Source organism: Pseudomonas sp. R38(2017), assembly GCF_002112395.1.
GTDB lineage: Bacteria > Pseudomonadota > Gammaproteobacteria > Pseudomonadales > Pseudomonadaceae > Aquipseudomonas.
This window is the reverse complement of record NZ_NEHN01000007.1, coordinates 192846-216451: the sequence shown is the minus strand read 5'-3', so window position 1 is coordinate 216451 and position 23606 is coordinate 192846. Positions and strand designations below refer to the sequence as shown.

Sequence of the window (23606 nt, the reverse complement as noted above, 5' to 3'; positions counted from 1 at the left end):
GTACGAATCAAAAGCGTCGTAAATCGAGTGTCATCGGGAACTCGTCTGAGATAGTCAGATTCGGTATAGGAAGTTTCCCCGGCGTGTGTCCGATGCGGAAGAAACGCGCCATGCGTCGGCTCTCCGCTTCGTTGGCATTGACCGGCAACGTCTCGTAATTGCGCCCGCCCGGATGGGCGACGTGGTACTGGCAGCCGCCCAGCGAGCGCTGCATCCAGGTGTCGAGCAGGTCGAACACCAGCGGCGCGTGCACCGGGATCGTCGGTTGCAGGCAGTTGGCCGGTTGCCAGGCACGGAAACGCACACCGGCGACAAACTCGCCGACCCGCCCGGTCGGTTGCAGCGGTACCGGAATGCCATTGCAGGTCAGCAGATAACGCTGCGGCGGCAGCCCCGTGAGCTTGACCTGCAGACGCTCCAGCGATGAATCGACGTAACGCACCGTGCCACCCGCCGCGCCCTCCTCGCCCAGCACATGCCAGGGTTCAAGGGCCTGGCGCAATTCCAGCTCGATGCCGTTGACCGCATAATCGCCCACTTTGGGAAAGCGAAACTCCAGATGCGCCGCAAACCATTCGGCGCGTAGTGGATAACCGGCATTGTTGAGTTCGACAATGACGTCGGCAAAGTCCTGTTCGATGAAATGAGGCAACAGGAAACGGTCATGCAACTCGGTGCCCCAGCGCGCCAGTTTCGGCGGTACATAGGGCTCGCGCCAGAACCGCGCCACCAGTGCCCGCAGCAACAGCTGCTGAGCCAGGCTCATGCGTGCATGGGGCGGCATTTCGAATGCACGCAACTCCAGCAGACCGAGACGCCCGGTAGCGCCATCCGGTGAATACAGCTTGTCGATGCAGAACTCGGCGCGGTGGGTGTTGCCGGTGACGTCGATCAGCAGATTGCGCAGCAAGCGGTCCACCAGCCATGGCGGGCATTCTTCTCCCGGTGCCGGCATCTGCGCGAAAGCGATTTCCAGCTCATACAGCGTATCGTTGCGCGCTTCATCGACTCGCGGCGCCTGAGAAGTTGGGCCGATAAACAGACCGGAAAACAGGTAGGACAGCGAAGGATGGTTATGCCAGTAGCTGATCAGGCTGCGCAGCAGATCCGGGCGGCGCAGGAACGGGGAGTCCGTCGGCGTCGCCCCGCCGAGCACGAAATGGTTGCCGCCACCGGTGCCGGTGTGCCGGCCGTCGATCATGAATTTCTCGGTGGACAGCCGGGTCTGGCGCGCCTCCTCGTACAGGAACTCCGTGCGCTCGACCAACTCATCCCAGGTCGCGGACGGCTGGACGTTGACCTCGATCACACCGGGATCCGGCGTAATGCGGAAGTTGCTCAGACGCGGATCGCTCGGCGGCTCGTAGCCTTCCAGCAGCACCGGACAGTGCAATTCCTCGGAAGTGGCTTCGATGGCGGCCACCAGTTCCAGATAGTCCTCGACTCGCTCCAGCGGCGGCATGAACAGATACAACCGTCCTTCGCGGGCCTCGGCGCAGAATGCAGTGCGGGTGAGCCAGTCGGCGGACTCGTCGATCTTCGGCACCCGTTCGTCCGCCGCAGCCGGCGCGTCGTGTCGATTGAGTTGATTGGTGCCGGGCAGTTCGGGGAAGTCCTGATTTGGGTCGCTCGGATGAATGAACGGATACTCCGCCGCTTTCACCCAGGGCTGCGAGCCCAGCGGCAGGCGATAGCCGAGCGGTGAATCCCCCGGCACCAATCGGCAATGCTCGTCACGCAAATACCAGCGCCCGCTCTGCCATTGATCGCCCTTGGCGGTGCGCGCCAGTGGCAGCACCTGACCGATGACCTTGTCCAGCCCCTGACTGAACACCTTGCGCAGGCGCGCACGTTCCAGCGGCTCCTCCAGACGCGAGTCTGCGGCGCTGACGTTGCTCGGCAACGCCCCCTCGCGCCAGAGGTAGTAGAAATTGTCTTCGTAGGCCGGGAACACAAAGCGTGTCGGCAGTTTCAGCCGTTCGGCGACACTCGCCAGAAAACGCCCGGCCAGTTCGGCCGTGGCGCCGTAATCCTGCTGCTCGTCGGCAATCAGCGCACTGTTGTGCCAGATTGGCACACCGTCGCGACGCCAGTAGCAATTCAGCGACCAGCGCGGCAGTTGCTCGCCCGGATACCACTTGCCCTGGCCGAAATGCACCAGTCCCTTGGGCGCGTAGTGCTTGCGCATGCGCTGGAACAGTTCGGCGGAGAGTCGGCGCTTGTCCGGGCCCAGCGCGGCGGTGTTCCATTCGGCGCCGTCGGGGTCATCGATGGACACGAAAGTCGGTTCGCCGCCCATGGTCAGGCGCACATCGCCTTCCAGCAGGTCGGCATCGATCTGCCGGCCCAGCGTCTGGATCGCCAGCCATTGCTCATCGGTGTAAGGCTTGGTGACCCGAGGCGCTTCCCAGATCCGCTCAACCGACATTTCGTGGCTGAACTCACATTCGCAAGGCTCCACCAGACCACTGATCGGCGCCGCCGAGGACGGATCGGGACTGCAGGCCAACGGGATATGCCCTTCCCCGGCGAACAGCCCCGATGTCGCATCGAGACCGATCCAGCCGGCACCGGGCAGATAAACCTCGCACCACGCGTGCAGATCGGTGAAGTCCACTTCGGTGCCGGACGGGCCATCGAGGCTTTTCACGTCCGCCGTGAGTTGAATCAGGTAACCGGAGACGAAACGCGCCGCCAGTCCAAGGTTGCGCAGCAGTTGCACCAGCAGCCACGCCGAATCGCGGCAGGAGCCGGAGGCGTGGTCGAGGGTGTGCTCCGGGGTCTGCACGCCCGGCTCCATGCGAATCAGGTAATTGATGTCCTCACTCAGGCGTTGGTTAAGCGCCACGAGGAAGTCCACTGTCGGCAGCGGCGCGCGGTCGATGGCGTCCAGATAGGCTTTGAATTTCGGCGTCAGCGGCAGGGTTTCGAGGTACGGCGCCAGCTCCTTGCGTTCATCGGCGGCGTAGGCGAAGGGGATTTTCTCGGCGTAGGGCTCGAGGAAAAAGTCGAACGGGTTGAACACCGCCATCTCGGCCAGCAGATCGACCTCGATCCGCAGCTCCGCGGTTTTCTCGGGGAACACCAGTCGTGCAAGGTAGTTACCCTGAGGATCCTGCTGCCAGTTGATGAAGTGCTGCTCGGGCGAGACTTTCAGTGAATAAGACAGGATCCGCGTGCGGCTGTGGGCAGCCGGACGCAGACGGACGATCTGCGGGCCGAGTTCGACAGCGCGGTCGTAGCGGTAATGCGTGACGTGATGCAATGCGACATGAATCGACACGGCGTGCCTCCTGCGAGCCCAAGCGTATTCAAAAGCGCGCAAGACTTATGCCATGAAGAGGCTTGGGCGCTTTCCCGGAATGCTCAGGGCAGTACAGCACCAAAATCGGGCGACGCGGTGAAATGCTTTGGCACAGTTGCACGCAAATGTTGCGAGGCACAACGCAAAACGCCAACCCGAAGGTTGGCGTTCTGTTCACTCAAGTGCGTTTCAGCGCGGTACGACCGGCTTGCGTGCCGGTTTCGGCCCTTTGCCTTTCGCGGCTTCCTTGCGCTCCTTGGCGGCCTGCTGATTGCGGGCGAATGCCGCGGCCTTGGCCTGTTCACGCTTGTCCCAAGGATTGCCGCCGTCGCTGGCGCGGGGTGGCAGACCGTTGTGCTGGGTGAGAATCTTGGTGGTCTTCTCTTTCACGTCCTTCGCCACTTTATGGCTGCCGGCCGGCGTCGAGTTCTTGCGACGGGCACTCTGGTAGCTGTCGGTGGCCGGCTGGTGCAGCGGAATCAACTGGTGCTTGCCAGGCCCGATCAGGTCGGCGCGGCCCATGCGGATCAGCGCTTCACGCAGCATCGGCCAGCCTTTCGGGTCGTGATAACGCAGGAACGCCTTGTGCAGACGACGCTGCTCTTCGCTCTTGACGATGGTCACGCCGTCGCTCTTGTAGGTGACCTTGCGCAGCGGGTTCTTGCCCGAGTGGTACATCGCGGTGGCGGTGGCCATCGGCGACGGATAGAACGCCTGCACCTGGTCGGCCCGGAAGCCGTTGCCCTTGAGCCACAGGGCCAGGTTCATCATGTCTTCGTCGGTGGTGCCCGGGTGCGCGGCGATGAAGTACGGAATCAGGTACTGCTCTTTCCCGGCTTCCTTGGTGTACTTCTCGAACATGCGCTTGAAGCGATCGTAGGTACCGATCCCCGGCTTCATCATCTGGTTGAGCGGACCTTCCTCGGTATGCTCAGGGGCGATCTTCAGGTAACCGCCGACATGGTGGGTCACCAGCTCCTTGACGTACTCCGGCGACTCGACCGCGAGGTCGTAACGCAGGCCGGAGGCGATCAGGATCTTCTTCACACCCGGCAACGCACGGGCGCTGCGATACAGCTGAATCAGCGACGAGTGGTCAGTGTTCAGGTTCGGGCAGATGCCCGGGAACACGCAGGACGGCTTGCGGCACGCGGATTCGATTTCCGGGCTCTTGCAGGCAATGCGGTACATGTTCGCGGTCGGGCCGCCGAGGTCGGAAATAACGCCGGTGAAACCCGGCACCTTGTCGCGGATCTCTTCGATTTCGCGAATGATCGACTCTTCGGAACGGTTCTGGATGATCCGGCCTTCGTGCTCGGTGATCGAGCAGAAGGTGCAGCCGCCGAAGCAGCCACGCATGATGTTCACCGAGAAGCGGATCATGTCGTAGGCCGGGATCTTTTCCTTGCCGTACGCAGGATGCGGAACACGTGCGTAAGGCATGCCGAACACGTAGTCCATTTCTTCAGTGGTCATCGGAATCGGCGGCGGGTTGAACCAGACGTCGATCTCGCCATGCTTCTGCACCAGCGCACGGGCATTGCCCGGGTTGGTTTCCAGGTGCAGCACGCGGTTGGCGTGGGCGTACAGGACCGGGTCGTTACGCACCTTTTCCATCGACGGCAGGCGGATCACGGTCTTGTCGCGGGTCATTTTCGGGCTGGCCAGAATCTGTACGACCTTGGCTTCCTGCGGATCTTCAACCGGACCTTTCTCTTGCTCGATTGCGCAAGCCTGAGTGTCCTGGGTGTTGACGTACGGGTTGATGATCTTGTCGATCTTGCCCGGACGGTCGATGCGCGTGGAATCGACTTCGTACCAGCCCGCCGGCGTGTCGCGACGGATGAACGCAGTGCCGCGCACATCGGTGATGTCTTCGATCTTGTGACCGTAGGACAGACGCTGGGCGACTTCGACAATCGCCCGCTCGGCGTTGCCATACAGCAGGATGTCGGCGCTGGCATCGATCAGGATCGAGTTGCGCACGCGATCCTGCCAGTAGTCGTAGTGGGCGATGCGGCGCAGGGAAGCCTCAATGCCACCGAGCACGATCGGCACGTGCTTGTAGGCTTCCTTGCAGCGCTGGCTGTAGACCAGGCTCGCGCGATCCGGACGCTTGCCGGCCATGCCACCCGGGGTGTAGGCGTCGTCGGAACGGATTTTCTTGTCCGCCGTGTAGCGGTTGATCATCGAGTCCATGTTGCCGGCCGCGACGCCGAAGAACAGGTTCGGCTCGCCGAGCTTCATGAAGTCGTCTTTGGACTGCCAGTTCGGCTGCGCAATGATTCCGACGCGGAAGCCCTGGGACTCCAGCAGCCGGCCGATGATCGCCATGCCGAACGACGGGTGATCGACGTAGGCATCACCCGTAACGATGATGATGTCGCAGGAATCCCAGCCGAGCTGATCCATCTCCTCCCTGCTCATGGGCAGGAACGGCGCTGGCCCGAAACATTCGGCCCAGTATTTTGGATAGTCAAATAACGGCTTGGCTGCTTGCATGTCGATGACCGGTGTTGAGGTGCAAAATCGCGGGCGCGGAATATAGCACAAAAAATGACCAATTCCGACGGCTGTGGTCGGAAATATCAGGGGCTGTCGGACGAGGACGGACTTACTCGTCGTCGTCGAAGTTATAGCTGCCCGGCGCGAGGTTTTCGAAGCGCGTGTACTTGCCGATGAAGGCCAGGCGGATAAAGCCGATCGGGCCGTTCCGCTGTTTGCCGATGATGATTTCGGCGATGCCTTTGTGCTCGGTTTCCGGGTGATACACCTCGTCCCGGTACACGAACATGATGACGTCGGCGTCCTGCTCGATCGCTCCGGATTCCCGCAAGTCGGAGTTCACCGGACGCTTGTTGGGACGTTGTTCCAGGGAACGGTTGAGCTGCGACAGGGCAACCACCGGGCAGTTGAATTCCTTGGCCAGGGCTTTCAGGGATCGGGAGATCTCGGAAATCTCGTTGGTCCGGTTATCACCGCTGGAGCCGGGGATCTGCATCAGCTGCAGGTAGTCGATCATGATCAGGGCGATGTCGCCGTGCTCGCGCACCAGACGCCGGGTCCGGGCACGCATCTCCGACGGGCTGATGCCGGCGGTGTCGTCGATGAACAGCTTGCGATCGTTGAGCAGATTGACCGCCGAGGTCAGGCGCGGCCAGTCGTCGTCTTCCAGTTGGCCGGAACGCACCTTGGTCTGGTCGATGCGGCCGAGGGACGACAGCATACGCATGATCAGCGATTCGCCTGGCATCTCGAGGGAGTACACCAGCACTACCTTGTCGCTGCGCAACACGGCGTTTTCCACCAGGTTCATCGCGAAAGTCGTCTTACCCATCGACGGACGGCCGGCGACGATGATCAAGTCGGCCGGTTGCAGGCCGCTGGTCTTCTCGTCGAGGTCGGTGTAGCCGGTGGACAGGCCGGTGATCGAGTCGGCGGTGTTGAACAATGTGTCGATGCGGTCGATGGCTTTGGTCAACAGGTCATTCACACCCACCGGGCCGCCGGTTTTTGGCCGAGCCTCGGCAATCGCGAAAATCTGCCGTTCGGCTTCGTCGAGGATTTCCTCGGCGGTGCGACCCTCAGGGTTGAAAGCGCTATCGGCAATTTCGGTGCTGATGCCGATCAACTGACGCAACGTCGCACGCTGGCGAACGATCTGCGCATAGGCCTTGATGTTGGCGACGGACGGCGTGTTTTTCGCCAGTTCGCCGAGGTAACCCAGGCCGCCGACTTGCGAGGTCTGACCTTCCTTGTCCAGTTGCTCGGCAAGGGTCACGACGTCGATCGGCGAGTTCTGATCGGCCAGTTTGGCGATCGCACGGAAAATCAGACGGTGGTCATGCCGGTAGAAATCGCCGTCGGAGACTTGATCGAGCACGCGTTCCCAGGCGTTGTTGTCCAGCATCAGACCACCGAGCACGGCCTGTTCGGCCTCGATGGAGTGCGGCGGCACCTTCAGGGCAGCGGTTTGCAGATCGTATTGCTCGGGAGCGGAGATTTCGTTCATGGCCACTGTTTATTCAGGAAAAGCAGGATTGCAGAAAGACAAAGGGCACGACCTGTAAACAGGATCGTGCCCGATGTTAACCGTCTGACGGGCAAGCCGCCAGCCGATCAGGTGTTGCTTAAGCTGCTACCACGACAACGCGTACGGTGGCTTCAACTTCGGCGTGCAGGTGCACAGCCACGTCGAATTCACCCACGTTGCGGATGGTGCCGTTCGGCAGACGAACTTCGCTTTTCGCCACTTCAACGCCGGAGGCGGTCAGTGCGTCAGCGATGTCGTGAGTACCGATCGAACCGAACAGCTTGCCTTCGTCGCCAGCGGTGGCAGTGATGGTCACTTCCAGCTCGGCCAGTTGGGCAGCACGGCTTTCAGCCGATGCTTTACGGTCGGCAGCGGCTTTTTCCAGCTCAGCACGACGCTCTTCGAACGCAGCCAGGTTGGCAGCGGTCGCAGCGGTGGCTTTGCCGAAAGGCAGCAGGTAGTTACGGCCGTAACCGGCCTTAACGTTTACTTTGTCGCCCAGGTTGCCCAGGTTGGCGATTTTTTCCAGAAGGATCAGTTGCATGTGGAAATCCTCTTAACTTTTAACCTTCACCGTTCGCGTTATCGGTGTCTTTCGACACGTGACGACCGCGAAAATCAATCAGGCTGTCGACAATGGCCAAGACCACAAGCAACGGACCGAGCAAGTGCATGAAAGGCACGAGCGTCACGTATATCCCCACCAGCCAGAAACCGGCCAACCGCTTCTGCGCCACCAGCCCGTGAACCAAGGCCAGACCTGCGAAGAACAACGGCACGCTGCACAACGGCAACAGGACCAAGGCATGCAGACCGAAGAACGGTGCCACACACATGACGGCCAGAAGCGACAGCGCAACGCTTTTCGGCAGTCGGATGGCGCGAAACTCGCGACCGAAACCGCCGGGGTTATACAACAACGCCTGCCAGTAGCGCCCAAGAATCAGGCACAGCACGCTAAAAACCTGCAACGACACCGCTGTCGAAATGATCGACAGTGGGACCGCCAATGCAGTGAGAATTGCCTTCTGGTCTGCCGAGAACTTCTCGTAGACCTCACCCATCGCCAGCGGCAAGACTTGTTCAAACGTCTGCGCCAGAGTCTCGGTGAAGGAACTGAATACAGTCCCCAGGCTCACGGCAATCAACAATCCCACGGCCACGCTGACCAGCAGCGCGCGATTCCAGGTGTGGCCGGCGCGTAAAACCAGCGCCAGACCGCAGGTCCCAAGCAGCACAATCAGTGCCGTCGGGTCTTTCAGGTAGTGCCAGCTCACTAACGCTGACAACACTCCCACACCCAGGACGCTCAAGGCGTCCGAACCGCGCCGCAGGAGCACAAGGCAACCTGCGGCGGCACTCAACCAGAACAACAGCGGCAGTGCCGCAGATCCGGCCACGACCAGCGTGGCCTGCATACGCCCCCGCATGATGAATTCAGCTAAGGCACGCATGCATTCGATCCCTTACTTACTTGTCGACTACCCGGTCTCAGCGGCCGTGGCTGTCGGTGTAGGCCAGCAGGGCCAGGAAGCGGGCGCGCTTGATAGCGGTGGCCAGCTGACGCTGATAACGAGCTTTGGTACCGGTGATGCGGCTTGGAACGATTTTGCCGGTCTCGGATACGTAGGCTTTCAGAGTGTTGAGATCTTTGTAGTCGATCTCCTTCACGTCTTCAGCGGTGAAGCGGCAGAATTTACGACGACGGAAGAAACGTGCCATTTGATAGGCTCCTTAAAAGGTCCGTGGATTACTCGTCAGCGTTATCGCTGTTGTCGCTGTCGCTATCGCTGTCATCGCCATCGGCGCTGCCATCGTGCTCAGGACGCTCGCGACGCTCACGGCGCTCACTGCGGTTTTCTTCAGCCTTGAGCATCTCGGACTGGCCGGTAACGGCTTCGTCGCGACGGATGACCAGGTTACGGATCACTGCATCGTTGTAGCGGAAGTTGTCTTCCAGCTCGGCCAGAGCCTTGCCAGTGCACTCAACGTTCAGCATCACGTAGTGAGCCTTGTGAACATTGTTGATTGCGTAGGCCAGTTGACGACGGCCCCAGTCTTCCAGACGGTGGATTTTGCCGCCGTCTTCTTCGATCAGCTTGGTGTAACGCTCAACCATGCCGCCGACTTGCTCGCTCTGGTCAGGGTGGACCAGAAAGATGATTTCGTAATGACGCATGAATGCTCCTTACGGGTTGTAGCCTGCCGCTCAAAAACGGTCAGACAAGGAGTGAATGACACTTATGGACTTGCCGGCGTGGGGCACATGCGTGCCTGCCGTCACAGCAAGGGGCGCAATTGTAGAGAAGGGATAGAAGAGGTGCAAGGCAATTGGTGATTATTTGAACAGTCACACTTTCTGCCACACCAGAAAACACTGTGGGAGCGAGCCTGCTCGCGATGGCGGCTTAACATCCAACAATGATGCTGATGTAACTCCGCTTCGCGAGCAGGCTCGCCCCCACATTTATGACAGCGTGAAGCTTAAGCCTTTTTGGCTGCAGCCTTGGCCTTGGCACCGCGCTGGCGCTGGGCCTCGAACAGGCACACACCCGTCGCAACCGACACGTTGAGACTGCTGACGCTACCGGCCATCGGCAAATGCACCAGGTAATCGCAATGCTCGCGGGTCAGGCGACGCATGCCTTTGCCTTCGGCGCCCATGATCAGAATGGTCGGGCCGGTCAGGTCCTGGTCGTAGATGCTGACCTCGGCCTCTCCCGCCGTGCCGACAATCCACAGACCGCGTTGCTGAAGCTTTTCCAGGGTGCGCGCAAGGTTGGTCACGGCCACCAGCGGAATCACTTCCGCCGCGCCGCAGGCCACTTTACGTACGACAGGCGTCAGGGTGGCCGATTTGTCTTTCGGCACGATGACCGCCAACGCACCGGCAGCGTCCGCCGAACGCAGGCAAGCGCCGAGGTTATGCGGATCGGTCACGCCGTCGAGCACCAACAGCAGCGGCGCGCCTTCGGTGCGGTCGAGCAGCTCGTCGAGCATCGCCTCGCCCCAGACCTGGCTCGGACTGACGTCCGCCACCACGCCCTGGTGCACACCTTCGACCCAGGCGTCCATTTCGCGGCGCTCGGCCTGACCGATCTGAACGCGGTTTTCGTTGGCCAGCTCGATCAGCGTCTGCACCCGTGGATCGTTGCGGCTTTCAGCCAGCCAGATCTGTTTGACGCGTTTAGGGTGGTGACGCAGCAACGCTTCTACCGCGTGAACGCCGTAGATTTTTTCCAACTGACTCATGACTTCGCCTTCGGTTTACGTGCCCCGCCGCTTTTGGCTGGAGCGGAACCCGCTTTTGGCGGGCCCTTGCGGTGTTTGCTCGGTTTGCCTGGCTTGCTGCCGGAGGCCTTTTCAGGCGCCGACCGTCCGGCCTTTCCCCCGGACGCCGCTTTACCACCGTTTTTGGCGTCGGCCAGCAAGGCCTTCTTCATTTCACGGCTTTTGCGCAGCTCGGCGTTTTTCGCCACGGCATCGCTCGGGCGATAAGCCTCGGCCACCTTTTCCTTCGCCGGACGACGGCTGGAGGTTTTTGCCGGAGCCTTTTCTTCCACAGCCTTGGCCGCTGGAGCAGCGGTTTCGGTGCCACTCTTCTTGCGGCCGATTGGCGCGCTGATGGTTTTTTCGGCCATCTCGAAGTCGATCTTGCGCTCGTCGAGATCGACGCGCATGACCCGTACTTCAACGGTATCGCCAAGACGGAAGCTGCGACCGGTGCGCTCACCCGCGAGGCGGTGATGCACAGGGTCGAAGTGATAGTAATCGCCCGGCAGCGCCGTCACGTGCACCAGACCTTCGACGTAGATATCGGTCAGTTCGACGAACAGGCCGAAACCGGTCACGGCAGTGATCACGCCCGGGAACGATTCGCCCACGCGGTCTTTCATGAACTCGCACTTGAGCCAGTTCACCACGTCGCGGGTCGCTTCGTCGGCACGGCGCTCGCTCATCGAGCACTGCTCGCCGAGTTGCTCCAGCGCCGCCTCGTCGTACGGATAGATGCGCGCCTTCGGAATAGTCATCGCGCCGGCACGGCGAACGTGCGGGGTGTCCTGTTTCGAATGAATCACGCTGCGGATCGCACGATGCGTGAGCAGGTCCGGGTAACGACGGATCGGCGAAGTGAAGTGGGTATACGCTTCGTAATTCAGGCCGAAGTGGCCTTCGTTCTGGGCGCTGTACACCGCCTGGCTCAGGGAGCGCAGCATCACGGTCTGGATCAGGTGGAAATCCGGACGGTCCTTGATGCTGGCCAGCAGGGCCTGATAGTCCTTCGGCGTCGGGCCGTCCTTGCCTTTGTGCAGGGACAGGCCGAGTTCGCCGAGGAACGCGCGCAGTTTTTCCAGACGCTCCGGCGGCGGGCCGTCGTGGACGCGGTACAGTGCAGGGATTTCGTGCTTTTTCAGGAACTCGGCAGTGGCCACGTTGGCCGCCAGCATGCATTCCTCGATCAGCTTGTGGGCGTCGTTACGGGTGGTCGGACGGATTTCGGCAATCTTGCGCTCGGAACCGAAGATGATCCGGGTTTCCTGCGTTTCGAAATCGATCGCGCCACGGACGTGACGGGCGGCCAGCAATACCTTGTACAGCGCATAGAGCTGCTTCAGGTGCGGCAGGACGTCGGTGTATTCACCGCGCAGCTTGCGCGCTTCGGTGGCTTTCGGCGTTTCCAGCATCGCGCTGACCTTGTTGTAGGTCAGACGGGCGTGGGAGTGGATCACCGCTTCATAGAAGCAGTAGTCGGTCATTTCGCCGGATTTGGAGATGGTCATCTCGCAAACCATGGCCAGACGATCGACGTGCGGGTTCAGCGAGCACAGGCCGTTGGAGAGCTGCTCCGGCAGCATCGGCACCACGCGCTCAGGGAAGTACACCGAGTTGCCGCGCACCTGGGCTTCGTTGTCCAGGGCCGAACCGATCTTCACGTAGCTGGAAACGTCGGCAATCGCCACGTACAACTTCCAGCCGCCGGAGAACAGGCGCAGCTTGCCTGGCTTGGATTCGCAGTAGACCGCGTCGTCGAAGTCGCGGGCATCTTCACCGTCGATGGTGACGAACGGCAGATGGCGCAAGTCGACGCGTTTCTCTTTGTCTTTTTCTTCGACTTCCGGCTTGAGCTTGCCGGCTTCCTTCAGAACGGCTTCAGGCCAGACGTGCGGAATGTCGTAGGTGCGCAGGGCGACATCGATTTCCATGCCCGGCGCCATGTAATTACCGACGACTTCGACCACGTCACCTTGCGGCTGGAAGCGCGGAGTCGGCCAGTGAGTGATTTTCACCTCGACGAACTGACCGATCTGGGCATTGGCGTTGCGCCCCGGGGTCACCAGCACTTCCTGCTGGATCTTCGGGTTGTCCGCGACGACGAAGCCGATGCCGCCTTCTTCGAAATAACGGCCGACGATGCTTTCGTGGGCACGGGACACCACTTCGACGATCACGCCTTCGCGGCGACCGCGACGATCCAGGCCGGAAACGCGGGCCAGGGCACGGTCGCCGTCGAACACCAGACGCATTTGCGCCGGGCTCATGAACAGGTCGTCGGAGCCGTCATCCGGCACCAGGAAGCCGAAGCCGTCGCGGTGACCGCTGATGCGGCCGAGGATCAGATCGAGCTTGTCCACCGGCGCATATGTGCCACGGCGGGTGTAGATCAGTTGAGCGTCGCGCTCCATGGCGCGCAGGCGGCGGCGCAGGGCTTCGATCTGGTCTTCTGTGGTCAGACCAAACTCTTCGACCAGTTGCTCGCGGGCAGCAGGCGAACCCCGATCAGCAAGGTGCTGAAGGATCAGTTCGCGGCTGGGAATAGGGTTTTCATATTTTTCCGCTTCACGAGCGGCCTCGGGATCGAGGGACTGCCAATCGGCCATTAGAGAGTTTTCACCTTGTCTATATGCGGGTTAGTTTGGCATAGGCGCCATCAAACGGGAAATTTCCGACTCTATAAGGCGCGTCTGGAGCCTTGTATCGACGTCTGAAAGGCGTTTTGAACACCACTGGTAAAAAAAACCATTTTTTTTGCTGGCAGGGGTTTACAGTTAAAAAGGCGCTCCGTATAGTGCGCGCCATCGACGACGTACAGACGCTGTCGAGATGCCCAGGTGGTGAAATTGGTAGACACGCCAGCTTCAGGTGCTGGTGACCTTACGGTCGTGGAAGTTCGAGTCTTCTCCTGGGCACCAATTTCGAGTTTGAGACTAAATCAGTTTCAAGACTCACACAAAAACCCGCGAAAGCGGGTTTTTTGCATTCTACGTCCCGCCTTTTTTTCTGAAATTGATTTATTAAAATCAAATCAGGGGTTTACAGATCAAAAGGCGCTCCGTATAGTGCGCCACATCAACAGCGGCAACGCTGAAGATGAAGCCCAGATGGTGAAATTGGTAGACACGCCAGCTTCAGGTGCTGGTGACCTTACGGTCGTGGAAGTTCGAGTCTTCTTCTGGGCACCAATTCGAATTCAAGGTCACGATCTTGAATCTCACAAAAACCCGCGAAAGCGGGTTTTTGCGTTTCTGGCTTCCTGAAAACTCAAGCCGCCCTACCAAACCCTTATCCTGCTCGCAAGGAGCATTTGAGAAACGATATCGTTTATCATTGTTGCAAGTTTTTGCAATGCGACAGTGAGGAACCCTGCGAATGATGTTTCGAAATACCCTGCGCCGCGGCTTGACCTTCACCCTGCTCGGCCTGGCACTCGCCACTCCCCTCACCCAGGCTGCCGATACGGTTTCCCTGACTCTCTACAACGGTCAACACAAGGAAGTCGGCGACGCGATCGCCAAGGCTTTCGAAGCCAAGACCGGTATTCACGTCAATGTGCGCAAGGGCAGCAGTAACCAGCTCGCCAGCCAGATCATCGAAGAAGGCGACCGCTCCCCCGCCGACGTCATCTACACCGAAGAATCCCCGCCATTGAACAACCTCGGCGAACTCGGCCTGCTGGCCAAGACCGACGATGCCACTCTGGCCGTCCTGCCGAAAAAATACGTCGCCGGCAATGGCACCTGGATCGGCGTCACCGCACGGGTTCGTGTAGTCGCCTTCAACCCGAAGCTGGTTGATGAGAAAGACCTGCCCAAATCGGTACTGGATTTCGCCGATCCGCAGTGGCAAGGCAAGGTCGGCTTCGTCCCGACCAGCGGCGCGTTCCAGGAACAGGCTGTGGCCATTATCAAGAAGCACGGTCGCGACGCCGCCGAAGAATGGCTGAGCGGCCTGCGCGCCTTCGGCAAGACCTACAGCAACAACATGGTTGCCCTCAAGGCGGTGGAAAACGGCGAAGTCGCCACCGTACTGGTGAACAACTACTACTGGTTCGCCCTGCAACGGGAGAAAGGCAAGCTTGACTCCAAACTGCATTACTTCACCGGCGGCGACGTTGGCGGCCTGATCACCGTATCCAGCGCAGCCGTGCTGAAATCCAGCAAACATCCAAAAGAAGCCCAGCAATTTCTCGCCTACATGGCCAGCGAAGAAGGCCAGCGCGTGATCACACAGACCACCGCCGAATACCCGCTGCACAAAGGCATGGAATCGGATCGCGGCCTCAAGCCGTTCAGCGAGCTGGAAGCACCGGACGTTACTCCCGCCGACCTCGGAAATGCCGAAGAAGCGCTGGATCTGGAACGCGAAGTTGGCCTGAACTGATGACCGCCTCGTTATCCGCCCCCGCTGCACGCGGGGGTTACGTGCCACGGCGCAAGCGGCCGTCGATCTGGCTGGTGCTGCCGGTGTTGCTGCTGGTGGTCATGAGCCTGTTGCCGCTGGCCTATGTCGGGCTCAAAGCCTGGCAGGCCGGCTGGAGCGAAGCGCTGCACTTGCTGTGGCGCCCGTATGTGTTCGGCTTGCTGCGCAATACGCTGGCGCTGATGGTCGGCGTAACCGTGACTTGCGGCGTGATCGGCCTGTCGCTGGCGTGGTTGCTGGAGCGCAGCAACCTGCCGGGGCGGCGTCTGTGGGGCGTGATTTTGTGTTTGCCGTTTGCGGTACCGGCATTCGTCAGCAGCTTTACCTGGGTTTCGCTCAGCGCGCAGTTCGAAGGACTCGGCGGGGCGATCCTGGTGATGAGCCTGTCGAAGTACCCACTGATCTTTCTGCCCGTGGCCGCCACGCTGCGCAATCTTGATCCTTCTCTTGAGGAGTCGGCTCGCACCCTGGGACAGAATCGCCGGGGCGTGTTTTTCCGCGTGACCTTGCCACTGCTCTGGCCTTCGCTGCTGGCCGGTTCGTTGCTGATCGCTTTGCACATGCTCGTGGAGTTCGGTGCACTGTCGATCATTGGCCTGCAAACCTTTACCACCGCGATCTATCAGCAATTCGAACTGGAATTCAGCAATGCCAACGCGGCGATGCTGTCGGCAGTGTTGCTGGCGCTGTGCTTGATGCTGTTGTGGCTGGAGCTGCGCGTGCGCGGCAAGGGTCGTCATGTGCGTACAGGCCAGGGCGCGGCGCGTCGGGCTGAACAAGTGCGACTCGGGCCTTGGGCAATCGCCGGTCAGTTGTACTGCCTGATGCTGGCGATTGTCGGCAGCGGGATTCCACTGGGCATGCTGGCTTACTGGCTCGCCGTGGGATCGTCAGCGGCCTTCCCGGTTGCGGCAATCACCGAAGCATTGCTGTCGTCGCTTGCGCTGTCGCTGGGTGGCGCGGGATTGTGTCTGGTGCTGGCGGTGCCGGTCGGATTGCTGGTGGTGCGCTACAAGGGCCAACTGGCGATCTGGGCCGAGCGCCTGCCCTATCTGTTGCACGCCCTGCCGGGATTGGTGATTGCGTTGACGCTGGTTTACTTCGCCCTGCATTACGTGCCGGCGCTGTACCAGACTTCGGCATTGTTGCTGATCGCTTATGCGCTGCTGTTTCTGCCACTGGCCCAGGCGCCGATCCGCACAGCATTGAACAAGGCAGCGCCGCAGCTGGAAGAGGCCGCACGCACGCTGGGCGCCTCGTCGTTCACGGCGTTCTGCCGAGTGACCCTGCCGATCATCTTCCCGGCCCTGGGCGCAGCCTTTGCGCTGGTATTTCTGGATGCCATGAAGGAACTGACGGCGACACTGCTGTTGAGTCCGACCGGGCTCAACACATTGGCCACCGAGGTGTGGGCACACACCGCGAACGTCGAGTTTGCCGCGGCAGCGCCTTATGCGGCGTTGTTGATTGTGGTGTCGGGCTTGCCCGTCTACCTGCTGACGACCCGGATGTATTTGAGCCGATAAAAAAATCGCAGCCGAAGCTGCGATTTTTTGCCCGCGATATCAGGCCCGGAACTGCCCCAGGCTGGCCTTGAGCTGCGCCGCCAGCCCATCCAGCACCTTGCCGCTGGCCGTGGTCTCGACCACCGCCTGAGCGGCTTTCTCCGCCTGGGCATGAATCGTCTCGACCCGACCGCGCACGGCCTGTGCGCCCTGAGCCTGATGCGCCGCCGCCTGAGTCGCCAGACCAATCGCCGCATGCACCTGCTCGACCGAGGCCTGCACCGACTGCTGCAACCGTGCACTGTCACGCAACACCAGCAAACCTTCGCTGGCCTGACGCCCGGCCTGACCGATCGCCTCAACCGCCTCACGAGCGCCCTGCTGCAAGGCCACGATGTGCGCCTGAATGTCGCCGGTGGAGCTTTGGGTCTTGCTCGCCAGCGCCCGGACTTCGTCCGCCACCACTGCAAAACCGCGACCGGTCTCCCCGGCCCGGGCCGCCTCAATAGCCGCGTTGAGCGCCAGCAGGTTGGTCTGCTCGGCGATGCCGTGAATAACGGTCAGCACCACTTCGATCTGCTCACTCTGCTGCGCCAGCCGTTCGATGACTTTCGACCCGGTATCGACCTGCCCCGCCAGCGCCTCGATCAGGCTGCCAACCTTCGCCGAGGTGCGAGTGTTCTCATCAGTGGCCTGACGAATATCTACAACCTGCTTCAGCGCTGCCTGCATCGCATCGCTTTCCGATTGCGCTTCGTCGGCCATTTGCGACAGGGCCCGCAGACTCTCGGCCACTTCATCGCGCTGCATTCCGGCCGCCGCATCGGCACCGGCGTTGCGCAGGGTCATGGCGCCGATTTCCACGCCGGTGCGCTGGGCCACATCCCCGGCCTCGCGCACGATCGGCTGCAACTTATCCACAAAGCGGTTGACTGCCGAAGCCATGTCCCCGATTTCGTCCTTGCTGTTGATCTGCACCCGCTTGGTCAGGTCGCCCTCGCCTGCTGCCAGATCGTCCATGGCGGCATTGAGCATCTTCAAGCGGTTGACAACACGATGGCCGAGCACCACCGCCAATAGCAACAGCACGCCGGCACCGACCAGCGCCAGGCTCATGCCGATGCGCCAGCGCAGCGTCGCGGCGGCTTCCTGTACGGTGCTGGTGGTGTTGGCCTTCATCTCGGTGGCGGTGGACTGCGCCGATTGCAGGCGCGCGCGCATGGCGGTGGCACTGTCGGCAGCCGCGCCCTTGAGGCTGTCGCCGACCAGTTGATCGCTGCTGGCAATCAACGCCGTGAAGCGCTGATCGAGCGCCGCCAGATCGGTTTCAACCGAGGCGGTGGAAACGCCCATCAGCACCTTGCCGATTTCCACGCCATTGGGGTTGATCGAGGCTTCGAGGTAGTAGACCGACGGATCGTTCTTCGCCGCATCCAGCACTTTATCCAGCGCCCGCTCACCCTGGCCTTTTTCCAAAAGGGCCTTGTTGATCGGGTTTTCGCGGTTGAGGTAGCGGGTCAGATGCTGGCCGGTAGCGTCGTCATACACCACGAACAGCACGTTGGGATTGCGCTGGGCCCGTCGGGCGAACTCGGACAGGGTCGGCACGTCGCTGTCCCACATGGCGCGAGGCGCCACCGAGGCCAGCAGCTGTGCCATGTCATTGGCCGAATCCTTCAAGTCTTTTTCCAAAGTCGCACGCAGCTGCGCCTGCTCTTCCTTCAGACGCGAGGAAAGACCGGCAGTAAGACGCTGACGGGTACTTGAGGAGAGGTTGTCGAGGCTCGACGTGACTTCACGCCCGGCCTGCTCCAGTTCACCCGACAACTTCTGGCTGTCGGCGCCCAGGCGAGTGCCGAGATCGGCTTCCAGCGCAGTGACGGTGCTCCGCGTCAGGGCGACGGCCACCAATACTTGCACCAAAAGGGCGATACCAAGGGTAACGAACACGGGCCGCAACAAACGGCTTTGTAACAGTGAGAGAACGGCCGACACTGTGAATCCCTCTACTTCTGACACCATTAAATTGATGGCACTCTTGTAGACAGATTCACAGCAAAGGTCATGCCGTCCAACAGGCATAAACGACAAAGGCCCCGATGAAGGGGCCTTTGTGTTTTTACATCAACGAGTTATCAAGCGAACGGATGACGCAGAACGATGGTTTCGTTGCGGTCCGGCCCCGTCGAAATAATGTCGATCGGCGCGCCGATCAACTCTTCAACGCGTTTGATGTAGGCACGAGCGTTGGTCGGCAGCTCTTCCAGGGTTTTGGCACCCACGGTCGATTCGGTCCAGCCCGGCACTTCTTCGTACACAGGCTGCAGGCCCACATAGCTGTCAGCGTCAGTCGGCGCAACAGCGTTGCCCTGCGCGTCTTTGTAGCCGGTGCAGATGTTGATGGTTTCCAGACCGTCGAGTACGTCCAGCTTGGTCAGGCAGATGCCCGAAATGCTGTTCACATCGATAGCGCGACGCAGGATAACGGCGTCAAACCAGCCGCAACGGCGGGCACGGCCGGTGGTCGCACCGAACTCGTGACCTTGTTTGGCCAGGTGTGCGCCCACTTCGTCGAACAGCTCAGTCGGGAATGGACCCGAACCTACGCGAGTGGTGTAAGCCTTGGTGATGCCCAGAATGTAGTCCAGGAACATCGGGCCAACGCCCGAACCGGTCGCCACGCCACCGGCGGTGGTGTTGGAGCTGGTCACGTACGGATAGGTGCCATGGTCGATGTCGAGCAACGAACCCTGGGCGCCTTCGAACATGATGTCTTTGCCGGCGCGACGCAGGTCGTGCAGCTCGGCAGTGACGTCCAGCATCAGCGGCTTGAGCAGCTCGGCGTATTCCTTGCACTCGGCCAGAGTTTTTTCGAACTCGATGGCAGGCTCTTTGTAGTAACCGACCAGCATGAAGTTGTGGTAGTCCACCAGTTCACGCAGCTTGTCTTCGAAGCGCGGCATGTTGAGCAGGTCGCCAACGCGCAGGCCACGACGTGCAACCTTGTCTTCGTACGCCGGGCCGATGCCGCGACCGGTGGTGCCGATCTTCAGCTCGCCACGGGCCTTTTCACGGGCCTGGTCCAGCGCCACGTGGAAGGACAGGATCAGCGGGCAGGACGGGCTGATACGCAGGCGCTCGCGCACCGGTACGCCTTTCTCTTCCAGCTTGGTGATCTCGCGCAGCAGGGCGTCGGGGGCAACCACCACGCCGTTGCCGATCAGGCACTGCACGCCTTCGCGCAGCACGCCCGACGGGATCAGGTGCAGGACGGTCTTTTCACCGTCGATCACCAGTGTGTGGCCAGCGTTGTGACCACCTTGGTAGCGCACTACGGCGGCAGCATGTTCGGTCAGCAGATCAACGATCTTGCCTTTGCCCTCATCACCCCATTGGGTGCCCAGGACTACGACATTCTTACCCATAACACTTGTCCTCATTCGCGCAAACTTGGTGCCGGCGGTGGCCGGCAGGAAAACTCAAGAAGCCAGTGGCGATACTTGCCAAAGCCCGTTCTGCTGGATCAATTGCCGGTCGCAGTCCGCATCACGGGCGGCGGCCAAAGGTTGTCCAGGCAATGCCTGAACGACACGCTGACCCTCACTGCGCAACTGGCAAACCTGCTGCCAGAGTGCCGCATCCGTACTGTCAGGCATCCAGATACCGCCAGACGGTAGCTCGATCTCAGCACGCCCCAGGGTCACCAGGGTTTTCAAATCGGTGGAAAAACCGGTTGCCGGACGGGCACGACCGAAGTCAGCGCCGATGTCGTCATAGCGACCGCCCTGAGCGATGGACTGGCCAACACCCGGTACGAACACCGCGAACACCACACCGGTGTGGTAGTGGTAACCACGCAACTCGCCCAGATCGAAGTACAGCGGCAGCTCCGGGAAGCGCACCGACAGACGCTCGGCAATCGCCAGCAAATCTTCCAGCGCCGCCAGTACCGGCGCCGGCGCATTGGCCAGACGCTCACGGGCAGCGCTCAATACTTCACGGCCGCCGCACAGGTCGACCAGCGCTCGCAGCATGCCGGACAGATCGGCCGGCAGACCTTCGGTCAGGGTAATGACCTCATCGATGGCCTTGCGTTGCAACGCATCGAACAGCTGCTGCTCGACTTCACCCGAGAGACCGGCCGCCTGGGCCAGACCCCGGTAGATGCCGACATGCCCCAGATCCATGTGCACGTCCGGCACATCGGCCAGTTGCAGCATGGCCAGCATCAGGCTGATGACTTCAACGTCGCTGCTCGGGCTGGCATCGCCGTACAACTCGGCGCCCAACTGGATCGGGCTGCGCGAAGACGACAAGGCACGCGGCTGGGCATGCAGCACGCTGCCGGCATAGCACAGACGGCTCGGGCCTTCGCGACGCAGGGTGTGCGCATCGATGCGCGCCACTTGCGGCGTGATGTCGGCACGGAAACCCATCTGCCGGCCCGATTGCGGGTCGATGACCTTGAAGGTACGCAGATCCAGGTCCTGGCCCGCGCCGGTCAGCAGGGATTCCAGGTACTCGATATGGGGAGTCACGACAAACTCGTAACCCCAGCTCTGGAACAGATCCAACACCTGACGACGCGCGACTTCAATGCGCGCCGCTTCCGGTGGCAGTACTTCTTCGATGCCATCTGGCAGCAGCCAGCGGTCTACCGTTGCCATTACGCCATTCCCCTTAGATCCGGGCGGCCAGCCCGAGGGCGAGCCTTGAGTGAAGCAGAAAATGACCGGCCCGTTCAAAACGCGCGCGCATGAACGACGCGGCGAAAGGCCTGTTACCGGCTTCGCCCATCACTTTCCTCGAAAAACTGTCGGGCCATTCAACCCGATCTTCTGCAACAAAAACAGCAATCAAACGTGCAGACGCAAAAAAGCCGGGAATTTCCCGGCTGCCGCATCATACACACGTTTTCCGAAAGGATCACCCCGCCCGAGGTTTTAGCCGCCGGGCGGAATGATTCAGGTCAACGTCGTATCAAGGCTTGGACTTTTCCAGGTAACGGAAGAAGTCGCTGCTTGGGTCGAGGACCATGACGTCGGATTTGTTCGCGAAGCTTTCACGGTAGGCACGCAGGCTACGGTAGAAACCGTAGAACTCCTGATCCTGACCGTAAGCCTTGGAGTAGATCGCAGCGGCCTGGGCATCACCGTCACCGCGAATCTCTTCGGATTCACGATAGGCTTCAGCCAGCAGCACGCGGCGTTGACGATCAGCGTCGGCACGGATGCCCTCAGCCAGCTCGTTACCCTTGGCGCGGTGCTCGCGAGCTTCACGCTCACGCTCGGTGCTCATACGTTCGAACACGCTGCGGTTCACTTCCTTCGGCAGGTCGATGGCCTTGACCCGGACATCGACCACTTCGATACCCAGCTCTTTTTCCGCCATCTTGTTCAGCGACGCCGTGATGTCGGCCATCAGCGCATCGCGCTCACCGGACACCACTTCGTGCAGGGTGCGTTTACCGAACTGGTCACGCAGGCCCGATTCCAGACGACGGGACAGACGCTCGTCGGCGATCTGCTTGAGGCCGGAAGTCGCGGTGTAGAAGCGCTCGGCATCTTTCACGCGCCACTTGGCGTAGGCATCGACCATCACGGCTTTCTTTTCCAGCGTCAGGAAGCGTTGTGTCGGTGCATCCAGCGTCATCAGACGTGCGTCGAATTTACGCACCTGGTTAACGTAAGGCACTTTCACATGCAGACCCGGCTGAACATCGGCCTGAACCACGCGACCGAACTGCAGCAGCACCGCACGCTCGGTCTGAGCCACGATGTAGAAGCAGTTCCAGCCAACCAGTACCACGACAACGCCAACGATCAGGGCGATCAGCGATTTATTGCTCATCAGCGGGTCTCCCTTGTACGTGTCTGCGGCAGGTCAGTGACATGCGGCACGACATCCGTGTTGTTGCTGGCGGCGGCTGAACCGGTGACCGGTGCACTGCTGCCCGAGCTGTTCTGAATCATCTTGTCCAGCGGCAGGTAAAGCAGGTTGCTCTGGCCGTTCTTGTTGCCGGTCACAAGCACCTTGCTGGTGCTGCTGAAGACTTCCTGCATGGTGTCCAGGTACAGACGCTGACGAGTGACCTCGGGCGCCTTGCGATACTCGGCAACCAGCTTGGTGAAGCGATCGGCCTCACCCTTGGCGCGGGAGACCGTTTCGTCGCGGTAGCCGTTGGCATCTTCGAGGATGCGCTGGGCCTGACCACGGGCTTCCGGCACCACACCATTGGCGTAGGTTTCAGCCTGATTGCGCGAACGCTGCTCGTCTTCACGGGCGCGGATCACGTCATCGAAGGCTTCCTGCACTTCACGCGGTGCCGCTGCGCTCTGTACGTTGACCTGGGTGACAGTGATACCGGTGCGATAGGTATCGAGGAAACGTTGCAGACGTTCCTTGATCTCGCTGGCCATCAACTCACGACCTTCGGTCAGCACCTGATCCATCGCGGTGGAACCCACCACATGGCGCAGCGCACTGTCGGTCGCGTGTTGCAGGCTGATTTCCGGCTGGTCGACGTTCAGCACGAAGTCCTGCAGGTTGCTGATCTTGTACTGCACGGTCAGCGGCACTTCGACGATGTTCTCGTCTTCGGTCAGCATCTGGCCCTGCTTGGTGTAGGCACGCTCACGCGTGACGTTTTCCATGTACTTCTTGTCGATCGGCGGGAAGTAGATGTTCAGGCCCGGGCCGACGGTCTCGTAGTACTTGCCGAAGCGCAGCACCACAGCCTGCTCTTGCTCGTCCACCACGTACACCGCGCTGTACAGCCACACGGCCGCCAGCACGACGAGGCCGATGCCGAGCAGGCCGCCGAAGCCGCCACTCTTGCCCGAACCACCGCCATCATCACCGCGTTTCTTACCACCACCGAACAACCCGTTCAGGCTTTCCTGCAGCTTTCGGAAGGCCTCGTCGAGATCTGGTGGTCCCTTGCGGTCGCCGTTATTGCGGCGCTTGCCACCCCAAGGATCCTGATTGTTCGAGTTGCCACCCGGCTCATTCCAAGCCATAGCGCTCTCCATCTGATAAAGCAAAGACGCACCCACGGCGCGCCGAC

Annotated in this window: 16 protein-coding genes and 2 tRNA genes; 4 read left to right on the top strand and 14 right to left on the bottom strand. The window is 60.9% G+C overall.

The annotated features are described in order from the left end of the window. Positions 1 to 7: 7 nt before the first annotated feature. The 9 genes from CAF87_RS19590 to rnr all read right to left on the bottom strand — a co-directional run bounded on the left by CAF87_RS19590 (position 8) and on the right by rnr (position 13216). The gene (locus tag CAF87_RS19590) at positions 8 to 3283 is read right to left on the bottom strand and encodes a DUF2126 domain-containing protein (protein ID WP_085732673.1); all 3276 of its coding nucleotides are present in this window, start codon (positions 3281 to 3283) and stop codon (positions 8 to 10) included. Positions 3284 to 3493: 210 nt separating this feature from the next. Beyond that, positions 3494 to 5806: a YgiQ family radical SAM protein gene (locus tag CAF87_RS19585; RefSeq protein ID WP_085732672.1), complete on the bottom strand. Its 2313-nt coding sequence runs from the start codon at positions 5804 to 5806 to the stop codon at positions 3494 to 3496. A 112-nt stretch (positions 5807 to 5918) separates the two neighbouring features. Further along, complete coding sequence (gene dnaB / locus CAF87_RS19580) at positions 5919 to 7316, bottom strand: replicative DNA helicase (protein WP_085732671.1); 1398 nt, start codon at positions 7314 to 7316, stop codon at positions 5919 to 5921. 118 nt (positions 7317 to 7434) lie between these two features. Next, complete coding sequence (rplI, locus tag CAF87_RS19575; RefSeq protein ID WP_003186385.1) at positions 7435 to 7881, bottom strand: 50S ribosomal protein L9; 447 nt, start codon at positions 7879 to 7881, stop codon at positions 7435 to 7437. A gap of 19 nt (positions 7882 to 7900) precedes the next feature. Further along, a complete protein-coding gene (locus CAF87_RS19570) occupies positions 7901 to 8791 on the bottom strand; it encodes a hypothetical protein (RefSeq protein WP_085732670.1) in 891 nt (296 codons plus the stop codon). Positions 8792 to 8828: 37 nt separating this feature from the next. Further along, positions 8829 to 9059, bottom strand: coding sequence for a 30S ribosomal protein S18 (gene rpsR / locus CAF87_RS19565; protein WP_002551829.1), 231 nt, complete (start codon positions 9057 to 9059; stop codon positions 8829 to 8831). A 28-nt stretch (positions 9060 to 9087) separates the two neighbouring features. Further along, a complete protein-coding gene (gene rpsF, locus CAF87_RS19560) occupies positions 9088 to 9516 on the bottom strand; it encodes a 30S ribosomal protein S6 (protein WP_007950702.1) in 429 nt (142 codons plus the stop codon). A gap of 305 nt (positions 9517 to 9821) precedes the next feature. Further along, positions 9822 to 10589, bottom strand: coding sequence for a 23S rRNA (guanosine(2251)-2'-O)-methyltransferase RlmB (gene rlmB, locus CAF87_RS19555; protein WP_007950704.1), 768 nt, complete (start codon positions 10587 to 10589; stop codon positions 9822 to 9824). Next, positions 10586 to 13216: a ribonuclease R gene (gene rnr, locus CAF87_RS19550; RefSeq protein ID WP_085732669.1), complete on the bottom strand. Its 2631-nt coding sequence runs from the start codon at positions 13214 to 13216 to the stop codon at positions 10586 to 10588. The genes rlmB and rnr overlap by 4 nt, the downstream gene beginning before the upstream one ends. A 225-nt stretch (positions 13217 to 13441) precedes the next feature. Here rnr and CAF87_RS19545 point away from each other — a divergent pair. The 4 genes from CAF87_RS19545 to CAF87_RS19530 all read left to right on the top strand — a co-directional run bounded on the left by CAF87_RS19545 (position 13442) and on the right by CAF87_RS19530 (position 16561). Further along, a tRNA-Leu gene (locus tag CAF87_RS19545) sits at positions 13442 to 13528 on the top strand. Positions 13529 to 13711: 183 nt separating this feature from the next. Then, positions 13712 to 13798: transfer RNA gene (locus CAF87_RS19540), tRNA-Leu, on the top strand. A gap of 187 nt (positions 13799 to 13985) precedes the next feature. Continuing rightward, positions 13986 to 14996, top strand: a complete 1011-nt coding sequence (locus tag CAF87_RS19535; RefSeq protein ID WP_085732668.1) for an extracellular solute-binding protein — start codon at positions 13986 to 13988, stop codon at positions 14994 to 14996. Further along, the gene (locus CAF87_RS19530; RefSeq protein ID WP_085732667.1) at positions 14996 to 16561 is read left to right on the top strand and encodes an iron ABC transporter permease; all 1566 of its coding nucleotides are present in this window, start codon (positions 14996 to 14998) and stop codon (positions 16559 to 16561) included. The genes CAF87_RS19535 and CAF87_RS19530 overlap by 1 nt, the downstream gene beginning before the upstream one ends. Before the next feature lie 39 nt (positions 16562 to 16600). Here CAF87_RS19530 and CAF87_RS19525 read toward each other — a convergent pair whose 3' ends face one another. The 5 genes from CAF87_RS19525 to hflK all read right to left on the bottom strand — a co-directional run bounded on the left by CAF87_RS19525 (position 16601) and on the right by hflK (position 23559). After that, positions 16601 to 18535 carry a methyl-accepting chemotaxis protein gene (locus CAF87_RS19525; RefSeq protein WP_085732666.1) on the bottom strand — a complete coding sequence of 645 codons (1935 nt, stop codon included), beginning with the start codon at positions 18533 to 18535 and terminating at the stop codon, positions 16601 to 16603. Between the two features lie 140 nt (positions 18536 to 18675). Beyond that, positions 18676 to 19965 (bottom strand): adenylosuccinate synthase, encoded by a 1290-nt coding sequence (locus tag CAF87_RS19520; protein WP_085732665.1) that lies wholly within the window; start codon positions 19963 to 19965, stop codon positions 18676 to 18678. 54 nt (positions 19966 to 20019) lie between these two features. Beyond that, entirely contained in the window at positions 20020 to 21207 is a 1188-nt protein-coding gene (locus CAF87_RS19515; RefSeq protein ID WP_011332186.1) for an ATP phosphoribosyltransferase regulatory subunit, read from the bottom strand. Between the two features lie 313 nt (positions 21208 to 21520). Further along, complete coding sequence (gene hflC, locus CAF87_RS19510; protein ID WP_027611416.1) at positions 21521 to 22390, bottom strand: protease modulator HflC; 870 nt, start codon at positions 22388 to 22390, stop codon at positions 21521 to 21523. Then, entirely contained in the window at positions 22390 to 23559 is a 1170-nt protein-coding gene (hflK, locus tag CAF87_RS19505; RefSeq protein WP_085732664.1) for an FtsH protease activity modulator HflK, read from the bottom strand. Before hflK ends, hflC begins: the two co-directional genes overlap by 1 nt. Between the last annotated feature and the right edge of the window lie 47 nt (positions 23560 to 23606).

What these genes read in the sequence shown, in the direction of transcription:
- CAF87_RS19585 (WP_085732672.1), bottom strand. Translation starts at nt 5,806, where the DNA reads ATGCAAGCAGCCAAGCCGTTATTTGACTATCCAAAATACTGGGCCGAA.
- dnaB (WP_085732671.1), bottom strand. Translation starts at nt 7,316, where the DNA reads ATGAACGAAATCTCCGCTCCCGAGCAATACGATCTGCAAACCGCTGCC.
- rplI (WP_003186385.1), bottom strand. Translation starts at nt 7,881, where the DNA reads ATGCAACTGATCCTTCTGGAAAAAATCGCCAACCTGGGCAACCTGGGC.
- CAF87_RS19570 (WP_085732670.1), bottom strand. Translation starts at nt 8,791, where the DNA reads ATGCGTGCCTTAGCTGAATTCATCATGCGGGGGCGTATGCAGGCCACG.
- rpsR (WP_002551829.1), bottom strand. Translation starts at nt 9,059, where the DNA reads ATGGCACGTTTCTTCCGTCGTCGTAAATTCTGCCGCTTCACCGCTGAA.
- rpsF (WP_007950702.1), bottom strand. Translation starts at nt 9,516, where the DNA reads ATGCGTCATTACGAAATCATCTTTCTGGTCCACCCTGACCAGAGCGAG.
- rlmB (WP_007950704.1), bottom strand. Translation starts at nt 10,589, where the DNA reads ATGAGTCAGTTGGAAAAAATCTACGGCGTTCACGCGGTAGAAGCGTTG.
- rnr (WP_085732669.1), bottom strand. Translation starts at nt 13,216, where the DNA reads ATGGCCGATTGGCAGTCCCTCGATCCCGAGGCCGCTCGTGAAGCGGAA.
- CAF87_RS19535 (WP_085732668.1), top strand. Translation starts at nt 13,986, where the DNA reads ATGATGTTTCGAAATACCCTGCGCCGCGGCTTGACCTTCACCCTGCTC.
- CAF87_RS19530 (WP_085732667.1), top strand. Translation starts at nt 14,996, where the DNA reads ATGACCGCCTCGTTATCCGCCCCCGCTGCACGCGGGGGTTACGTGCCA.
- CAF87_RS19520 (WP_085732665.1), bottom strand. Translation starts at nt 19,965, where the DNA reads ATGGGTAAGAATGTCGTAGTCCTGGGCACCCAATGGGGTGATGAGGGC.
- CAF87_RS19515 (WP_011332186.1), bottom strand. Translation starts at nt 21,207, where the DNA reads ATGGCAACGGTAGACCGCTGGCTGCTGCCAGATGGCATCGAAGAAGTA.
- hflC (WP_027611416.1), bottom strand. Translation starts at nt 22,390, where the DNA reads ATGAGCAATAAATCGCTGATCGCCCTGATCGTTGGCGTTGTCGTGGTA.
- hflK (WP_085732664.1), bottom strand. Translation starts at nt 23,559, where the DNA reads ATGGCTTGGAATGAGCCGGGTGGCAACTCGAACAATCAGGATCCTTGG.